Raw genomic sequence first — 17045 nt, forward strand, 5'->3', positions numbered from 1 at the left:
CCGTTCTATTGCGCTGCGCCGCCGAAACGCCCCGCAATCTCCTTGCGGATCGCTGCCGTCGCGCGGACGGTGAGCGTGACGCCGCCATCCTCCCGATCCATGCGCTTGACGACTTCGCCATTGCGATAGAGCCAATCGATTTCGCTGGCCTGTTCGGGGGTTAGCGTGACTTGGACAGTCGCGAGCGCGCCGGCGATGCGTTCCTCGACGAGGGCTGCAAGCCGGTCCACTCCCTCTCCCGAGACGGCCGAAATCGCGACAGCCGGGCCGCTGCCCCTATCCAGCATCTGTTCCCGCGTGCTCTCGTCGAGCAGATCCACCTTGTTCCAGACCTCCAGCACACGACGCTCGTCTTCGGCATCCACGCCGAGGTCATGAAGGATGCGCGCGACATCCTCCGCCTGAGCGATGGTGTCCGGATCGGAAATATCGCGCAGATGGATGATGAGGTCGGCTTCGACGACTTCTTCGAGAGTGGCGCGGAACGCGGCCACAAGATGCGTTGGAAGGTCGGAGATGAAACCGACCGTGTCGGACAGGATGACGATGGTACCGTGGGGCAGCTTCACACGCCGCAGCGTCGGGTCGAGCGTGGCAAACAGCATGTCCTCGGCGAGCACGCCTGCACCGGTCATGCGGTTGAACAGCGTCGACTTGCCAGCGTTCGTGTAGCCGACGATCGCCACGATCGGATACGGCACCTTGCGCCGCTTGGAGCGGTGCAGATCGCGGGTGCGGCGAACGGTTTCCAGTTCGCGCTTCAGCTTGACGATCTTTTCCTGAAGGATGCGCCTGTCAGCCTCGATCTGGGTTTCACCGGGGCCGCCCAGGAAGCCCGCGCCGCCACGCTGCCGCTCGAGGTGAGTCCAGCTTCTGACCAGCCGGCCCTTCTGGTAGTTGAGATGGGCCAGATCGACCTGCAGCGTGCCTTCGCGGGTGCGGGCGCGGCGGCCAAAGATTTCAAGGATGATACCTGTTCGGTCCAGCACCTTGGCGCTGAGCGCCTTTTCCAGATTGCGCTGCTGCACCGGCGTCAACGGATGGTCGACGAAGACGAGCTCGGCCTCCCGCTCCTTCACGATGGCGGCGAACTCCTCGAGCTTTCCGGTCCCCAGCAGCGTGGCCGGCCGCGGGTCATTGATCGTGACGATCTCGGAGTGGACGGTATCTAGGTCGATGGCGCCGGCAAGGCCGATCGCCTCTTCCAGCCTTGCCTGCGGTGCCCGCATCGGGCGGGGGCGTCCCTGCCCAGCCTCGTCACCGGACGAACGGGGCTGGCGCGTCAGAACCGGCACTATGATGACGGCGCGCGCCGTCTTTTCCGATGACGCGACATTGACCCCCGATCCGTCGGACCGGCCGTCAGAGCCCCCTGCCCGGCTCGCTCGGGTCAATCAGGCATCCTTGTCGTCGCCGTCGAACATCTGCACAGGCTGGCTGGGCATGATGGTCGAAATGGCGTGTTTGTAGACAAGCTGGGAATGGCCGTCACGTCGTAGCAAAACACAGAAATTGTCGAACGACGTGACCACGCCGGTCAGCTTTACGCCGTTGATAAGGAAGATGGTAAGGGGGTTTTTGCTCTTGCGAACTGAATTCAGGAACACGTCCTGTAGGTTTTGCGTCCGTTCCGCCATTTTTCTTGTCTTTCGCCGATCCCCCAACGGTATGCCACTAGTAGCGCCCATTTGGGTGCGCACTGTCAAGCGCGCTATAACATGGTTCGCCCACGCAAATGGCGAGCGAACGGTTTATTCGGCCCCTTTCCGTTTCGCGGTTATCAGGCCGGTGTCTTTTCCGCAATGTCAAAAAACGCATCGCGCAGAGAAAGCGTCACCGATCCCGGATGGCCGTTGGCGACGCTGGCGTCATCGATGGCAACGACGGGCATGACGACGGTGGTGGCGGCCGTGATAAAGGCCTCCTTGGCCTGCTTGGCCTCTTCCACGGAAAAACCCCGCTCCTCGACGGTAAGGCCGAGTTTCTTGGCTACATCCATGACCGTGGCACGCGTGACCCCGCGCAGAATACCGTGGTCTGCCGGTCTCGTGACAAGCTTTCCGTCGGGGGTGACAATCCAGGCATTGGTGGACGCCCCTTCCTTCACGACACCATCCAAATCGACGAACCATGCCTCCACGGCGCCGGCTTCCTTCGCCTGCTGGCGGGCCAGAACGTTCGGCAGCAGGCCCACAGTCTTTATATCGACACGCTCCCAGCGGTTTTCCCGAACGGTGATGACCTTCACCCCCTGAGAAGCGCGCTTGGCAGCGGCAGCCGGGTCCGAGCGCTTGGCCGTGACGACGATCGCCGGCGCTGTCCCCGATGCCGGGAAATAGTGATCGCGCGGTGCCACGCCGCGGGTTACCTGAAGGTAGACGAGCCCGTTTTCTATTCGGTTGCGCCTCACCACCTCGCCCATCACCATCTGCAGCACGCGTCTGCTGAGCGGCCACTCTATGCGAAGCTCGCGCAGCGACCGGTCGAGTCGGTCGAGATGGCGCGTCATATCCATGATCTGACCGCGCGCCACCTCGCACACCTCGTAGACACCGTCAGCAAACTGATAGCCGCGATCCTCGATATGCACGCAAGCTTCGGCATGCCGGGTGTAGCGCCCGTTCACATAGGCAATGCGTGGCATCTTTTCCCCTCGTCAGGTGAGTCCGGCATCTTGAATGCCAGTCAATGAGCAGGTTCGTCAGAAGAATTCAAGGCTGACGCGGAACATCTGTTCGACCTGCTTGACGGCAGACGCCATCGCGAAAATGACCACGCGATCCTTGGGTTTGATCCTTAGCGCACCGTCCGGCCGCAGCACCTTGCCGTCACGCATCAGGGCGCCAAGACGCAGCCCTTCCGGCAGTTCCAGTTCGCGCAGCGGCCTTCCCACAAGTGGTGAGGTCTCGAGGGCTTCAGCCTCTATGATCTCCGCTGCGCCGTGCTGGACGCTGTGGACGGCGCGGATTCGCCCTCGCCTGACATGCTGCAGAATGCGCGAGATGGTGGCGGCGCGGGGATTCACATAGGCATCGATGCCCAGCATGCCGGCGAAGTCGTGGTAGGTCGGATTGTTGATGAGGACCAGATTGGCCCGGCACCCCAGGCGCTTGGCCATGACGCCCGACAGGATGTTGACCTGGTCGTCGTTGGTCAGGCCGACCATAAGGTCAGCCTCGGCGATATCCGCTTCCATCAGAAGCTTCTGATCCAGCGCGCTGCCATGCAGCACGATCGTTCGCTGCAACTCGTCGGCTGCCTTGGTCGCCCGCTCACGACTCGCCTCGATGATCTTCACCTTCGCCGGTGTATCGCCACGCTCGATGGCACGTGCGACGTGGCGACCGATATTGCCGGCACCCGCGATGACGATTCGTGCCGCCCTTTTCTCGTCATGGCCGAAAAGCCCCATGGTGCGCCGCACCTGTTGCTTGGCGACGACCACGTAAGCCAGATCGCCGACGGAAAGCTGATCGGACGAGCGGGGCACGAACAGCTGGTGGCCACGGGAAACGCCCACAACGGTAGCCAGCAGGTCGGGAAACAGTTCGCTCAGCTGTGAAAGCGGCGTATCGACAACCGGGCAGTCCTGGAGACATTCCAGCGCCACCATGACGATCTTGTCGTCGGCAAAGCCCACGGCGTCTGCCGCACCCGGCAGGGCGATGCGCTGTAGCACCATCTCGCCTACCTCCTGCTCGGGCGAGATGATGACGTCGATCGGCATGTGGTCGCGCGTGAACATGCCCATTGCATAGGGCCGCAGATATTGCTGGGCACGGATACGCGCGATCTTCGTCGGCACTTCGAAGAGGGAATGCGCCACCTGACACGCGATCATGTTGACCTCGTCGTGAAAGGTCACCGCGATGATCATGTCGGCGTCGGGCGCACCGGCCGCCTCCAGCACGTCGGGATGGGCGCCATGCCCCACGAAACCGCGAACGTCGAGCGTGTCGCGTACGTTGCGGATGAGATCGGGCGAGACGTCGATGACGGAGACGTCGTTCTTTTCGGCGGCGAGCTTTTCGGCAATGCCATAGCCCACCTGCCCGGCGCCGCAGATGACAACGCGCATGTCGGATCAGACCCCCAGAGACTTGAGCTTGCGGTGAAGCGCCGAACGCTCCATGCCGATGAACTCGGCGGTCCGCGATATGTTTCCGCCGAAGCGGTTGATCTGCGCCAGAAGATATTCCTTTTCGAACAACTCACGCGCCTCGCGCAACGGCAGGGCCATGATGTGCTGGTCGGACTGATTCGGCGCGCGGGGCATCATGTCTCCGATTTCCTGCGGGAGAAGATCTGCCGTTATTGGCGCATCCACCTCCTCGCCGCGTGCAAGGATCATCAGACGTTCGATGTTGTTCTTGAGCTGCCGCACATTGCCCGGCCAGTTATGTGCCTGCAGCACCGCCAACGCATCGTCGCCGATGCGGCGCATGCGAATGCCGGCCTGACTGGCGATCTGCCGCATGAAGTGGTCGACGAGGAACGGGATATCCTCGCGCCGTTCCGAAAGTGCCGGCACCATGACCGGCACGACCGCTAGGCGGTGATAGAGGTCTTCCCTGAAACGTCCCTGCCGGATCATCTGCTCGATGTTCTGCGCCGACGACGAGATGATGCGAACGTCAACCTTGACGCGCTTCGAGCCACCGACACGTTCGAACTGCTGGTCGACCAGCACACGCAGGATCTTGGCCTGCGTTTCGCGTGGCATGTCTGCCACCTCGTCAATGTAGAGAATTCCACGATGGGCCTCCTCGAGCGCCCCGACCTTGCGCTCGCCGCCATTGGCCTCGGTCCCGAACAGCTCCATCTCCATACGCTCGGGCGTGATCGAGGCAGCGCTGACGGTCACGAAGGGGCCACTCTTGCGCGAGGAAAGGGCATGGATGGCGCGTGCGGCCAGCTCTTTGCCGGAGCCCGAAGGACCGATAACCATAACGCGGCTGTTGGTGGGTGCGACACGCTCGATGGTCTGGCGCAACTGGCTCATCGCCGCCGACATGCCGATCAGGTCGAACGTCTCGCCGCTGCGCTTCTTGAGGTCGGAGAGCTCGCGCCGCAGCTTCGACGTTTCCAGCGCGCGTTCCGCAATCAGGATCAGCCGGTCGGCCTTGAACGGTTTCTCGATGAAGTCGTACGCTCCGCGCCGGATCGCCGAAACGGCAGTTTCGATGTTGCCGTGCCCCGAGATCATCACCACCGGCAAGCCGGGATGCAGTTTCTTTATCTCGTCGAGAAGAGCCAGTCCGTCGAGCCGCGACCCTTGCATCCAGATGTCCAGGAATACGAGCCGGGGGACCCTGTCGGCTATCGCTGCAAGCGCGCTGTCGGCATCGTGGGCGGTGCGCGTCTCGTGCCCCTCGTCACCCAGAATGCCGGCTACGAGTTCGCGGATGTCCTCCTCGTCGTCAACGATCAGAATATCAGACGCCATTTTCTACCTTTTCGTTCGTCCTGCCGTGAGTGCTGTCTGCCGACGGCACACCTTCGCCGGCCGCGCCCGCAGCCGGTAGCACGATGCGGATCATGGCCCCCCGGCCACCATGGAAATCCGGCGGCGCATCGTGCAGTTCGAGTCTTCCGCCATGGTCTTCCACTATCTTCTTGACGATCGCGAGGCCCAGGCCGGTGCCTTTTTCCCGCGTCGTCATGTAGGGCTCCAGCAGCCGCTGGCGATTTTCGCGCGGCAAGCCCTTCCCGTTGTCGACCACGTCGATGGTGATGCGGCTGCCGTCTTGCCGTGCGCGAATCGATATTTCACCGCTTGCGCCGCTGTCGCGTTCTGCGGCCTCGATCGCCTCGGCAGCGTTCTTTATGAGATTGCCGAAAGCCTGGCTCAGGAGCCGGCTGTCGAACGTGCCCATCAATGGCTTTTCGCCGAACTCACGCCTGAACGCGATGTCCGCGCGGCTGACCTCGATGAGGAACGACGCTTCGCGTAGCGGTTCGCGCAGGTCCAGCACCTGCATGTCCGGCTTCGGCATCCGCGCGAAGGCGGAAAACTCGTCCACCATGCGCCCAATGTCGCCGACCTGCCGGATGATGGTTTCCGTGCACTGGTCGAAGACCTCGCGATCTTCGACGATGACCTTGCCGAACCGCCGGCGAATCCGCTCGGCCGAAAGCTGGATGGGGGTCAGCGGGTTCTTGATCTCGTGGGCGATCCGGCGCGCAACGTCGGCCCACGCCGAAGAGCGCTGCGCTTGAAGCAGGTCGGTAATATCGTCCACCGTAACGACATAGGAGGCGGTATCGCCGGCCCCTTCCTCGGTCGTTACCTGCACGTTGAAAGTCCGCTCCGCACCGCCGCGATAGAAGGTCACCTGCTCGCGATAGACCGGGCGGCCGGAGGTGAGGCCGATCTCGAACACCCTGCCGACATGGGGCAACACCTCGACAAGCTTGCGGCCCAGAGCGGTGGCCGACCGTATCGTCAGCATCTCTTCGGCAGACCGGTTGATGATCGAGATCGTGCCGCTCTGGTCTACGCCGATTACCCCCGCCGTCACGCCCGAAAGCACCGCCTCCGAGAAGCGCCGCCGCTCATCGATCAGATCCTTGGCAGATAGCAGTTCGTTGCGCTGCGTCTTCAACTGGCGGATCATCTCGTTGAAGGTGTCGCCAAGCGAAGCAACGTCGCCGTCGGACTGGCGAACGGGCACGGCGACATCCAGGTTGCCGGTGGCCACCTCGTCTGCCGCGCCTATGAGCTGGCGTATCGGCCGCACGATGCGGTCGGCTACCGCAATGCCGGTCCATATCGCCGAGAGCACGATGATGAGTGTCAGGCCCAGATAGGTCAGCGCGAAGGCGAGCTGGGTCGTGAGCCGGTTGCTTTCCAGCGCCCTGTACTCGTCGGTGTTGGCGCGGACGATCTGCCGGGCGCGGATCACCTGCTCGTCAAGCGTGCGTATGGTGTAGAGATAGGCGTCCTCGATCTCGCGCAGCTTCACGATCGCACCGACGAGGTTGCGGTTGCCCGGCGGGATCAGGATCGGCAAACCGTCGGCCGCCGTGTGGACTGTCTCGATCGGCGGAGCCGGCATGGCGAAGTTGGCATCGGTTTCCGCCTGCATGATGACCGATCCATCGGAGCGTATGAGGGCCGCGTGGTCGAGATTTCGTCCCATCGCCTGCTGGCTCATCAGCGAGCGGAAACCAGTGCGGTCGAGGCCGTAGAGCGTGCGGCTGGCGTCAAGCACATAAGCGGTGGACAGCGTCGCATCCTGCAGGTTGCGGGCGTTCTCGACGACATAGGCTTCAGCGATCGACATCGACGAACTGATGATGACCTTGGTCCGCAGCTCGAACCATCTGTCAAGACCGAGGTCGAGTGTGACTGAAGCGATGATGGCAACGAGAATCGCCGGAATCGCGGCCACCAGCGAGAACATGGTGACGATGCGCACGTGGAGCCGAGAGGCGGCCTTACCGCGGCGACGCGCCATCAGGATGCGGTGTATCTCTCGCACGATCAGAGCGACGAGAAGCAGAACGAAGGCCGCATTGAGAGCGACCAGCCACAGCGTCGTCGTGCCATCGGGAGTGATCGGCGTAAGACCCAACAGGACGGCGAAAGAGACACCCGCGCTGATGAGAGCGCCTACGATTGCAGCGATACCCGGCAATGCGAGCAGCCGCCGGCCGTCGGACGCAGTGGGTGCCGGCAGCGCGGTCGGATTCATCGCTGGTGTCTGTAGCGCCATCGGTCAGCCGTCCCTCACGCGTTGCATCTATGCAACGCATTGTGGCGATTGTGCAACAAGCACATCGCCTCGAAACCCTGTTTGGCGGTGGAAATGGCTATTTGGAGGCGCGGTAGACGTTTACACCCAGCTCGCGGATTTTCTTGCGAAGCGTGTTGCGGTTCAAGCCAAGAAGCTCCGCGGCCTTGATCTGGTTGCCGCGCGTGGCAGTCATCGAGGCGAGCACCAGCGGATATTCCACCTCTGCCAGAACGCGCTGATAAAGCCCCGGCGGCGGCAGGTCCCCGCCGAAGCTGGCGAAGTAGCGCTGGAGGTGATGCTCGACCGCCTGGCTGATGGTGACATCGTCCGGCAGCATCGAAGCCGACGTGGCGGTGGGTGCCGATTCGGCGGCACGCAATTCCGTTTCGACGATCTCGGACGTGATCTCATCCTGAGGATAGAGCGCTGCGAGGCGGCGCACGAGGTTTTCCAGCTCGCGTACGTTGCCCGGCCACCCATAGCGCTTCATCAACTCGATGCCGCCTGCCGAAATCCGCTTGGTCTGCAGACCTTCCTTCTCGCCCAACTTGAAGAAATGGCGCACCAGATCAGGCACATCCTCGGACCGCTCGCGCAGCGCCGGCAGGCGAAGCGGGACGACGTTGAGTCGGTAGAACAGGTCCTCGCGAAATAGGCCCTGGTTTATGAGCGTCCGCAAATCCTTGTTGGTCGCTGCCACGATACGCACATCGGTGCGGATGGGCGTGCGCCCGCCGACAGTCGTGTACTCGCCCTGCTGCAGCACGCGCAGAAGCCGCGTCTGCGCCTCCATCGGCATATCGCCGATCTCGTCGAGGAATAGCGTGCCGCCCTCAGCCTGCTCGAAGCGGCCCGTCGATCGATTTTGCGCGCCGGTGAACGCACCCTTCTCGTGGCCGAACAGTTCCGATTCGATCAGGTCGCGCGGAATGGCCGCCATGTTTATCGCCACGAAGGGGCCGTTACGGCGACGCCCGTATTCATGGAGCGCGCGCGCCACCAGCTCTTTGCCGGTGCCCGACTCGCCGGTGATCATCACGGTCAGGTCGGTTTGCATCATGCGCGCCAGCATGCGGTATATGTCCTGCATGGCGGCCGAGCGACCGACCAGCGGCATCGGGTCCGGCTGTTCCTCACCTCGAATTTCGGTGACGTGGCGCTTGGGCTCCGCAAGCGCCCGATTGACGATGGTAAGCAGTTCGGTGAGGTCGAAGGGCTTTGGCAGGTATTCGTACGCGCCCGTCTCGGAAGCGCGTATCGCGGTCATGAACGTGTTCTGCGCGCTCATGACGATGACCGGTAGGTCGGGCCGCGCCTTCTTGATGCGCGGCAGCATGTCGAAGGCGTTTTCGTCCGGCATCACGACATCGGTGATGACGAGGTCGCCCTCGCCCGCCGCCACCCAGCGCCACAGCGTCGATGCGTTCGACGTTACCCGCACATCGTGGCCGACGCGGGACAGCGCCTGGTTGAGAACGGTCCGGATCGCCGCATCGTCATCGGCTACGAGAATGTTTCCGCGCATGCTCATGCAGCACTTCCTTCTTCGACAGGTTCCTCCGCGCTACGTGGCTCCCTCCAGGCCGGCATCAGCACGCGAAACGTGGTTCCCCGCGCCGACGAGTCGCATTCGATCACCCCTCCATGCTCCCCCACGATCTTGGCCACCAGAGCCAGACCGAGCCCTGAGCCGTTGGGCTTTGTGGTGATAAAGGGATCGAACAGGATCGGCAGGATATCGTCCGGCACACCCGAACCATTGTCGTGCACGCAGAACTCGAGCGGCAGCGAAACACGGTCCTGCGTGCCCGGCACGGAAAGCCTTATCCCGGGCCGGAACGCGGTGGAAAGCGTGATCTCGCCGTTCGGATCGCTGCCAATGGCCTCGGCGGCATTCTTGATGAGGTTGAGGAACACCTGCACGAGTTGGTCGCGGTTGGCGTAGACCGGCGGCAACGAGGGATCGTAGTCCTCGATGATCTTGATGCGGTTGGCAAAGCCGTTGCGTGCCAGCGCCTTCACATGGTCGAGCACGACGTGGATGTTGACCGGCCAGCGATCGATCGGCCGCTCGTCGGAAAACACTTCCATGCGATCGACCAGCGAGACGATGCGGTCCGTTTCGTCGGTGATCAGTCTCGTCAGCGCACGGTCTTCATCGGAAACAACGGTTTCCAGAAGTTGTGCCGCACCCCTGATGCCCGACAGCGGGTTCTTGATCTCGTGCGCCAGCATCGCGGCCAGGCCGGTCACGGACCGCGCGGCACCCCGATGGGTCATCTGCCGGTCGATCTTGTCGGCCATCGACCGTTCCTGGAACATCACGACGACATGGCCGGGCAGTTCCGGCACAGGGGCGACGTAGAGATCGACGATCCTCTCGGGGCCTAGACGGGGCGACGAGATATCCACGCGATACTCGTTGAAAGGCGCGCGGCGCTCGCGCACTTGTTCCACAAGCGTGAGCAGCGGGCTTCCGAAGGGAACGAAGCGTTCCAGCCCATCGCGCGCAAGCATCGCGGCGCTGGAGCGGAAGAAATCTTCGGCATCGGCATTGGCGAACGCGATCCGCCCGTCAGGCGCCACCATGATGACAGGGTGGCGAATCGTGTTGAGAACGATAGCGGCCGGGTCCATCCCCGCGGGAAAAGGCGTGGTCATGCGGCGCTCCGCAGCATTGCTTCCGCATTCTCGGAAAAGGCGATGCGTATCGCATCGATCACCATGTGCGGTTCGGTCGAGGTCATGATGGTGCGGCGTGTGTTCGGGGCAACGTGCGGCGCGTGGCGATCCAGATACCACCCCAGATGCTTCCGGGCCTGCCGCAGCCCGGATTCCACGCCGTAAAAGGTAAGCATGTCTTCGTAATGAGCTGAAATATATTCTGAAATCTCTGCCGCGTGGCGTGGAACGCCTCGGGCGAGATTCCCGCCTGCCTCGGCGGCCAGCGAGCCTGCGAGCCACGGTGCGCCGTAGTGGCCGCGGCCGATCATCACTGCATCCGCGCCGGATTGCGCAACGATTTCCGAAGCGTCGGCCAAGGTCAGGACATCGCCATTGGCGACCACCGGGATCGATACGGCCTGCTTGACACGTTTGATGGCGCGCCAGTCGGCGCTTCCTTTGTAGAACTGGCAGCGCGTGCGGCCATGCACGGTTACGAGCGCCACGCCGGCCGCTTCCGCGCGCCGCGCTATATCGGGCGCGTTAAGCGTATCCTCGTCCCACCCCAGCCGCATCTTGACGGTTACAGGAATGTCCACGGCACCGATGACAGCCTGGATAAGCGACAGCGCATGATCGGGCGCGCGCATCAACGCCGAACCGCAATAGCCACCGGTGACCTTCTTTGCCGGGCAGCCCATGTTGATGTCGATGATATCGGCGCCCTCGCCCGCCGCGATCCTTGCGCCTTCAGCCATCCATTCGGCATCGCGCCCGGCAAGCTGCACGACATGGACCGGCACGTCCGGGCGGCGAATGCGCAGCGCGGAGTTACGGCGGCCCTTTGCAAGCTCCCCGCTGGCGACCATTTCGGAGACGACGAGCCCCGCGCCGTGAGCAACTGCCCGTTTGCGAAACGGCTCGTCCGTGATACCCGACATGGGTGCGAGAAATATGCGGTTGGCGATCTCGACGCCGCCCAGATGGAGCGGCGTGGCGAGGGTTGCTGAAACGGACATGCACAAAAACCAAGCAATCCAGAATACTGCACAACGCCTAACCATAAACGAAGCGTTGTGCAACTGCGAAATGATGCGATACCACGCTGAAAAGCGAATGCGCTGGCAAATTGCGGAACCGCCACATAAGCGTGGATCGACTTCAACGGGAAACCCGGGCAAAAGATGGCGGCAGGCAGGATCGGGGTGGTGATTGTTGCGGCTGGCCGCGGCGAACGCGCCGGCCAGTCCGGCGAGGGGCCCAAGCAGTATCGGCGCATCGGCGGCGAGCCAGTGATTCGCCGCACGCTGCGGGCATTCCGCGATCATCCGGCCGTCAGCGACATCGCCGTCGCCATCCATCCCGACGATAGCGAACTCTTTCGCGATGCCGCCGGCGAACTGGCGTCCGGGGTCATCGTCGTGCATGGCGGCGCGACGCGCCAGGCTTCCACGCGCTTGGCGCTGCTGTCGCTGGTGGAGCGCGGCCTCGATGCTGCACTCATTCACGACGCCGTGCGGCCCTTCGTCGATGCCTCCCTCATCGACCGCGTGGTGGATGGGCTTGCCGATGGCTGCGGAAGCCTTCCGGCGATGCCGGTATCGGATACGCTGAAAAAGGGCGGCATGAGCGGGATCGTGGCCGGCACCGTGCCGCGCGCAGGCCTGTTTGCCGCCCAGACGCCACAGGGATTTCCGTTCGCGGCGATCCTGGACGCGCACGAGCGTGCCTTTTCAGCCGGCCGCAGCGACTTTACCGATGACGCGGCCATTGCCGAGTGGGCAGACATCCCGGTGCGCCTCGTTGAAGGATCGGCCGATAACGTCAAGCTTACATGGGCAAGGGAAATCGAGATGGCGAATGCGCGGCTTTCGGCAGCGGGCTTCCCGGACGTACGCACCGGTAATGGTTACGACGTCCACTCTTTCGAGGACGGAGACCACGTTATGCTATGCGGCGTGCCCATCCCGCACGGGAGGCGTCTTTCCGGCCATTCCGACGCCGATGTGGGCCTTCACGCCCTTACTGACGCGCTGCTGGCAACCTGCGGTGCCGGGGACATCGGCACGCACTTTCCGCCCTCCGACATGAAATGGAAGGGTGCGGCCTCCCGCATCTTTGTGGAAGAGGCAGTACGCATCGTACGCGCACGGGGAGGCCGTATCGCCAACGCCGACATCACGTTGATAGCCGAAGCGCCGAAGGTCGGCCCGCATCGCACGGCGATGACGCAGGCGCTGTCGGCGATGCTTGGCATTGCGCCGGACCGCGTTTCGGTTAAGGCGACGACCAACGAGAAGCTGGGTTTCATAGGGCGCGAGGAAGGCATCGCCGCGATTGCCACCGCGACCGTGGTCTATCCCGGAGAACTGCCGGAATGAGCGATCTGGCCCCCCTCGCCCGCCGCTTTCTCGATATCTGCCAGGCGCGCGGCATACTTTCGGCAACTGCGGAATCATGCACGGGCGGCCTCATCATCGCGCTGCTCACGGATATTCCGGGCTCATCTTCGATGGTGGATCGCGGCTTCGTCACCTATTCCAACGAAGCAAAGATGGAGATGCTCGGCGTCACGGCGCAAACGCTCCAAGCGCATGGCGCGGTGTCCCGGGAGACCGCGCTGGAGATGGCGGCCGGTGCGTTGGCACACAGCCGCGCGGGGATAAGCCTGGCCGTCACCGGCATAGCCGGGCCGGATGGAGGCAGCGCGGAAAAACCGGTCGGGCTCGTCTGGTTCGGTGTGGGGGTGAAAGGACGCGAGCCCTTTGCCGAGCGACGGATTTTCGAGAACAACGGCCGCGATTTCATCCGCCGCGAGACGGTCAGGACCGCGCTGGAACTGGGGATAGCGGCGCTGGAGACTCGCTAGCCTGTCGATGCCGCACCGGCGGGGCTGCTGCCATACACTGCATCGGCGCGTTTTTCGAATGCTTCGGCAAACATGCGGAATGCCCGATCGAACAGCGCGCCCATGAGCGCGCCCAGAACGCGGCTCTTGAACTCGTAATCGATGTAGAAGTCGATCTCGGTCCCTCCCGACGGTGTTTCCGTGAAGCGCCATCGATTGGTGAGATATTTGAACGGCCCGTCGATATATTTGACGTCTATGCGGTTGTCCGCGGGCTTCAGCACGACCTGGCTGGTGAAGGTCTCGCGCAACGCCCTGTAGCCAACCGTCATGTCGGCCACCAGCAGGGTTACCCCGTCGCGTTCGCGGCGCGACCGGACCGCAAGAGCCTCGCACATCGGCAGGAACTCTGGATAGTGCTCGACATCGGCGACGAGCGCGAACATCTGGTCGGGCGAATGAGGAACTACCCGCTTGGTTTCGTAGCTGGGCATGGGCAGACTAGGCTACGGCGGCTGAGAGCTTCTTTTCCCGAGCGGCGCGCAACCGTGCGAAATCGTCGCCGGCATGATGCGAGGACCGGGTGAGCGGGCTCGACGACACCATCAGGAAACCCTTGGTATAGGCGACCGTCTCGTAGGACTTGAACTCGTCGGGCGTCACGAACTTCTTCACCGGGTGGTGCTTGCGCGAGGGCGCGAGATACTGGCCTATGGTGATGAAATCCACGTCGGCAACGCGAAGATCGTCCATCAACTGGAGCACTTCGTTGCGCTCCTCGCCCAGCCCCACCATGATGCCGGACTTGGTGAAGATCGTGGGGTCGATCTCCTTCACCCGCTGCAGCAACCTGATCGAGTGGAAATAGCGCGCGCCGGGCCGGACCTTCAGATAGTTGGACGGCACGGTTTCCAGGTTGTGATTGAAAACGTCGGGCCTTGCAGCCACCACGGTTTCCAGCGCTCCAGAAGCGTCCTTGCGCAGAAAGTCCGGCGTCAGGATCTCGATTGTCGTTTCAGGCGACGCATCGCGGATCGCATGAATGACGTCGGCAAAGTGCTGCGCGCCGCCATCGCCCAGATCGTCGCGATCGACCGACGTGATGACCACATGCGACAGCGCCATTTGCCGCACGGCCTTGGCGACATTCGTCGGCTCTTCGAGGTCAAGCGCAGTCGGGATACCGGTCGCGACGTTGCAGAAGGCGCAGGCACGCGTGCAAATCTCGCCCATAATCATGAACGTCGCGTGCTTCTTGTCCCAGCACTCGCCAATGTTGGGGCAGCCGGCTTCTTCGCACACGGTGACGAGCCGGTGAGACTTCACGATGTCCCGCGTCTCGAGATAGCCCTTCGAAACCGGAGCCTTGACGCGGATCCACTCCGGCTTTCGCAGCACTTCCTGATCCGGCCGGTGGGCCTTTTCCGGATGGCGCGGGCGCGGCTTGTCTACGAGATTGAGAACGTTGACCATGCAGGAAAAACCCTTGTCTTCCGGCTGATATAGGCCTTGCGCGGGCGGAATGAAACCCGCCCCCGCGGCGCTACATGTTCAATGCCCGGCCGTAGGCGTCGAGCACGCTTTCCTTCATCATCTCCGACAGCGTCGGATGGGGGAAGATTGTGTGCATAAGCTCTTCTTCCGTCGTTTCGAGGTTCATCGCCACAACGAAGCCCTGGATGAGTTCGGTCACCTCCGCGCCCACCATGTGCGCACCCAGTAGCTGGCCGGTCTTCTTGTCGAATACGGTCTTCACCAGACCCTGATCCTCGCCCAGCGCCACGGCCTTGCCATTGGCCACGAACGGGAACCGGCCGACACGGATATCGTGCCCCGCCTCTTTCGCCTTGGCTTCGGTAAGGCCCACGGATGCGACCTGCGGATTGCAGTAGGTGCAGCCCGGCACGAGAGTCTTGTCCAGCGGATGGACGTCGAGGCCCGCGATCTTCTCAACGCAGATGACGGCCTCATGCTCGGCCTTATGAGCCAGCATCGGCGGGCCGGCGACGTCGCCGATCGCGTAGACCCCCGGCACATTGGTGCGGCAGTAACCGTCGATGGCGATGGCGCCCCGGTCCAGCTTGACGCCGATTGCCTCCAGCCCGAGATTCTCGCTGTTGCACTGGACGCCGACGGCCGAAATCAGGCGGTCCGCGGTGATCTTCTCGACGGACCCATCCTTCTTCTCGACATGGGCGGTTACCGCGTTGGCAGCCTTGTCGACCTTCGTGACCTTGGCTTCCAGGATGAATTTCAGCCCCTGCTTCTCCAGCCGCTTCTGCGCGAATTTCGAAATTTCTGCATCCTCGACCGGCATGATCTGGGGCATCAGTTCCACGACGGTCACATCAACGCCCATGGTGCGATAGAAAGAGGCAAACTCGATGCCGATCGCGCCCGAGCCCATAACCACCAAGGATTTGGGCATGGCGTCGGGCACCATGGCCTCGAAATACGTCCAGATCAGTTTGCCGTCGGGCTCGATGCCGGGCAGTGCGCGGGGGCGCGCGCCGGTGGCGACGATGATGTGCTTGGCCGAATAGGTGCCTTCGCCAAGCGCGTTCTTGGGCTGTGGCGCCTGCGGCTCCATAGGCTTCTTGGAGGATTTTGAGACGACGATCTCGTTCGGCTTGGTGAGCTTCGCTTCGCCCCAGATCACATCGACTTTGTTCTTCTTCATCAGCATGCCGACGCCGCCGTTCATGCGTTCCGCTATGCCGCGCGAGCGTGCCACTATAGCCTTCAGGTCGGGCTTTACGGCGTCGACAGTGAGCCCGTAATCCTTGGCGTGGCTTGCAAGATGCATGACCTCGGCTGAACGCAACAGGGCCTTGGTCGGGATGCAGCCCCAGTTGGAACAGATGCCGGCGAGATGCTCACGCTCCACGATCGCGGTCTTGAGGCCGAGCTGCGCCGCACGGATCGCCGCGATGTAGCCGCCGGGACCTGCCCCGATGATGATGACGTCGTAGCTCTGGGCCACAGGCATTCTCCTCAATCAGATTCCAAGCATCATCCGCACGATGGGCTCCAGCCCCTTGCCGATGGCGCGCGTATTCTCGGCGTCCAGATGCACGCCGTCTATCGGCGTAGTCTGCGCGACCGACCCGGCATCGAAGAAGCCGCAGCCGGATTCGTCCGCGAGGTCCGCATAGAGGCTTGCCAACATGCGGGACTGCTCGACACCACCGGCAAACATGGCCGCAAACTCGGCATTCGCCGTCTCGCAAAGGGCTGGCGGCGCGACGATCAACACCGAGGGCGGCTCGGCAGAGCCGTCTCGGGTGGCGTTCAACCGGACGATTTCCACCAGCCTGCGCATACCCTGAAGCGCCGCCAGCGCCGTGCCCGCTATCGCAGGCTTCATGTCGTTCGAGCCGAGCATGATGATGACGAGGTCAAGGGGGGCGTGCGTGTAGAGCGACGTGGGCAGGATCCGCACGCCGTTACGGTCGCAGGCCGCCAGATGTTCGTCGAACGCGGTTGTGCGACCGCGCAATCCGTCCGTGACGACGACGACGTCTGGCCCTAGAGCCTTCTGCAGCACATTCGGCCAGCGATCCGCAAAGTCGTGCCTGCCACCGGTCGCGGCATCTGAACCCCAAGTTATCGAATCACCGTAGCAGAGGACGGTCTTCATCGGCAAAACCCGCGCGAGCGGCCTTTCTCCTGACCCGGTTGCTAGACCAGCATCGACATCGGGTTTTCGACGGTCTTTTTGAACGCCGCGAGCAATTCGGCGCCGAGTGCGCCGTCGACGGCGCGATGGTCGGTCGACAGCGTCACCGACATCA

At 63.0% G+C, this 17045-nt stretch carries 16 protein-coding genes; 2 read left to right on the forward strand and 14 right to left on the reverse strand.

Annotated elements, in window-relative coordinates; translation table 11 throughout:
• Positions 1-5 precede the first annotated feature (5 nt).
• The 9 genes from hflX to dusB form a co-directional block, all read right to left on the reverse strand.
• On the reverse strand, positions 6-1394 hold the full coding sequence (gene hflX, locus FY036_RS17015; RefSeq protein WP_407941189.1) for a GTPase HflX: 1389 nt from the start codon (positions 1392-1394) through the stop codon (positions 6-8).
• Positions 1395-1637: an RNA chaperone Hfq gene (gene hfq, locus FY036_RS17020; protein ID WP_201744790.1), complete on the reverse strand. Its 243-nt coding sequence runs from the start codon at positions 1635-1637 to the stop codon at positions 1395-1397.
• Between the two features lie 143 nt (positions 1638-1780).
• The gene (locus FY036_RS17025; protein ID WP_148915927.1) at positions 1781-2644 is read right to left on the reverse strand and encodes a D-amino-acid transaminase; all 864 of its coding nucleotides are present in this window, start codon (positions 2642-2644) and stop codon (positions 1781-1783) included.
• Positions 2645-2701: 57 nt separating this feature from the next.
• Positions 2702-4078, reverse strand: coding sequence for a Trk system potassium transporter TrkA (gene trkA / locus FY036_RS17030; RefSeq protein WP_148915928.1), 1377 nt, complete (start codon positions 4076-4078; stop codon positions 2702-2704).
• A gap of 6 nt (positions 4079-4084) precedes the next feature.
• Entirely contained in the window at positions 4085-5446 is a 1362-nt protein-coding gene (gene ntrX / locus FY036_RS17035) for a nitrogen assimilation response regulator NtrX (protein ID WP_148915929.1), read from the reverse strand.
• Positions 5436-7718: a sensor histidine kinase NtrY-like gene (locus FY036_RS17040; RefSeq protein ID WP_148915930.1), complete on the reverse strand. Its 2283-nt coding sequence runs from the start codon at positions 7716-7718 to the stop codon at positions 5436-5438. Before FY036_RS17040 ends, ntrX begins: the two co-directional genes overlap by 11 nt.
• Before the next feature lie 97 nt (positions 7719-7815).
• Positions 7816-9270 carry a nitrogen regulation protein NR(I) gene (gene ntrC, locus FY036_RS17045; protein WP_148915931.1) on the reverse strand — a complete coding sequence of 485 codons (1455 nt, stop codon included), beginning with the start codon at positions 9268-9270 and terminating at the stop codon, positions 7816-7818.
• Positions 9267-10400 carry a two-component system sensor histidine kinase NtrB gene (locus FY036_RS17050; RefSeq protein WP_148915932.1) on the reverse strand — a complete coding sequence of 378 codons (1134 nt, stop codon included), beginning with the start codon at positions 10398-10400 and terminating at the stop codon, positions 9267-9269. Before FY036_RS17050 ends, ntrC begins: the two co-directional genes overlap by 4 nt.
• Positions 10397-11422, reverse strand: a complete 1026-nt coding sequence (gene dusB / locus FY036_RS17055) for a tRNA dihydrouridine synthase DusB (protein WP_148915933.1) — start codon at positions 11420-11422, stop codon at positions 10397-10399. The genes FY036_RS17050 and dusB overlap by 4 nt, the downstream gene beginning before the upstream one ends.
• 165 nt (positions 11423-11587) lie before the next feature.
• Here dusB and FY036_RS17060 point away from each other — a divergent pair, with 165 nt between their 5' ends.
• Positions 11588-12784 carry a bifunctional 2-C-methyl-D-erythritol 4-phosphate cytidylyltransferase/2-C-methyl-D-erythritol 2,4-cyclodiphosphate synthase gene (locus FY036_RS17060; protein WP_148915934.1) on the forward strand — a complete coding sequence of 399 codons (1197 nt, stop codon included), beginning with the start codon at positions 11588-11590 and terminating at the stop codon, positions 12782-12784.
• Positions 12781-13272 carry a CinA family protein gene (locus FY036_RS17065; protein ID WP_148915935.1) on the forward strand — a complete coding sequence of 164 codons (492 nt, stop codon included), beginning with the start codon at positions 12781-12783 and terminating at the stop codon, positions 13270-13272. The genes FY036_RS17060 and FY036_RS17065 overlap by 4 nt, the downstream gene beginning before the upstream one ends.
• Here FY036_RS17065 and FY036_RS17070 read toward each other — a convergent pair.
• From FY036_RS17070 to FY036_RS17090, 5 genes are all read right to left on the reverse strand, one after another.
• Positions 13269-13745 (reverse strand): type II toxin-antitoxin system RatA family toxin, encoded by a 477-nt coding sequence (locus tag FY036_RS17070; RefSeq protein ID WP_148915936.1) that lies wholly within the window; start codon positions 13743-13745, stop codon positions 13269-13271. The two genes, FY036_RS17065 and FY036_RS17070, sit on opposite strands and share 4 nt — an antisense overlap.
• Positions 13746-13752: 7 nt before the next feature.
• On the reverse strand, positions 13753-14724 hold the full coding sequence (lipA, locus tag FY036_RS17075) for a lipoyl synthase (protein ID WP_148915937.1): 972 nt from the start codon (positions 14722-14724) through the stop codon (positions 13753-13755).
• Positions 14725-14794: 70 nt separating this feature from the next.
• The gene (gene lpdA / locus FY036_RS17080) at positions 14795-16234 is read right to left on the reverse strand and encodes a dihydrolipoyl dehydrogenase (RefSeq protein ID WP_148915938.1); all 1440 of its coding nucleotides are present in this window, start codon (positions 16232-16234) and stop codon (positions 14795-14797) included.
• A gap of 15 nt (positions 16235-16249) precedes the next feature.
• A complete protein-coding gene (locus tag FY036_RS17085; RefSeq protein ID WP_148915939.1) occupies positions 16250-16891 on the reverse strand; it encodes an SGNH/GDSL hydrolase family protein in 642 nt (213 codons plus the stop codon).
• Between the two features lie 41 nt (positions 16892-16932).
• Positions 16933-17045: 2-oxo acid dehydrogenase subunit E2 (locus FY036_RS17090; protein ID WP_148913256.1), on the reverse strand; the 113-nt coding region annotated here is incomplete at its 5' end.

The organism is Neoaquamicrobium microcysteis, from assembly GCF_008180155.1.
Classification (GTDB): Bacteria; Pseudomonadota; Alphaproteobacteria; order Rhizobiales; family Rhizobiaceae; genus Aerobium; species Aerobium microcysteis.

What these genes read in the sequence shown, in the direction of transcription:
- FY036_RS17085 (WP_148915939.1), bottom strand. Translation starts at nt 16,891, where the DNA reads ATGAAGACCGTCCTCTGCTACGGTGATTCGATAACTTGGGGTTCAGAT.
- trkA (WP_148915928.1), bottom strand. Translation starts at nt 4,078, where the DNA reads ATGCGCGTTGTCATCTGCGGCGCCGGGCAGGTGGGCTATGGCATTGCC.
- ntrC (WP_148915931.1), bottom strand. Translation starts at nt 9,270, where the DNA reads ATGAGCATGCGCGGAAACATTCTCGTAGCCGATGACGATGCGGCGATC.
- FY036_RS17065 (WP_148915935.1), top strand. Translation starts at nt 12,781, where the DNA reads ATGAGCGATCTGGCCCCCCTCGCCCGCCGCTTTCTCGATATCTGCCAG.
- ntrX (WP_148915929.1), bottom strand. Translation starts at nt 5,446, where the DNA reads ATGGCGTCTGATATTCTGATCGTTGACGACGAGGAGGACATCCGCGAA.
- hfq (WP_201744790.1), bottom strand. Translation starts at nt 1,637, where the DNA reads ATGGCGGAACGGACGCAAAACCTACAGGACGTGTTCCTGAATTCAGTT.
- FY036_RS17050 (WP_148915932.1), bottom strand. Translation starts at nt 10,400, where the DNA reads ATGACCACGCCTTTTCCCGCGGGGATGGACCCGGCCGCTATCGTTCTC.
- dusB (WP_148915933.1), bottom strand. Translation starts at nt 11,422, where the DNA reads ATGTCCGTTTCAGCAACCCTCGCCACGCCGCTCCATCTGGGCGGCGTC.
- lipA (WP_148915937.1), bottom strand. Translation starts at nt 14,724, where the DNA reads ATGGTCAACGTTCTCAATCTCGTAGACAAGCCGCGCCCGCGCCATCCG.
- FY036_RS17040 (WP_148915930.1), bottom strand. Translation starts at nt 7,718, where the DNA reads ATGGCGCTACAGACACCAGCGATGAATCCGACCGCGCTGCCGGCACCC.
- FY036_RS17070 (WP_148915936.1), bottom strand. Translation starts at nt 13,745, where the DNA reads ATGCCCAGCTACGAAACCAAGCGGGTAGTTCCTCATTCGCCCGACCAG.
- FY036_RS17060 (WP_148915934.1), top strand. Translation starts at nt 11,588, where the DNA reads ATGGCGGCAGGCAGGATCGGGGTGGTGATTGTTGCGGCTGGCCGCGGC.
- FY036_RS17025 (WP_148915927.1), bottom strand. Translation starts at nt 2,644, where the DNA reads ATGCCACGCATTGCCTATGTGAACGGGCGCTACACCCGGCATGCCGAA.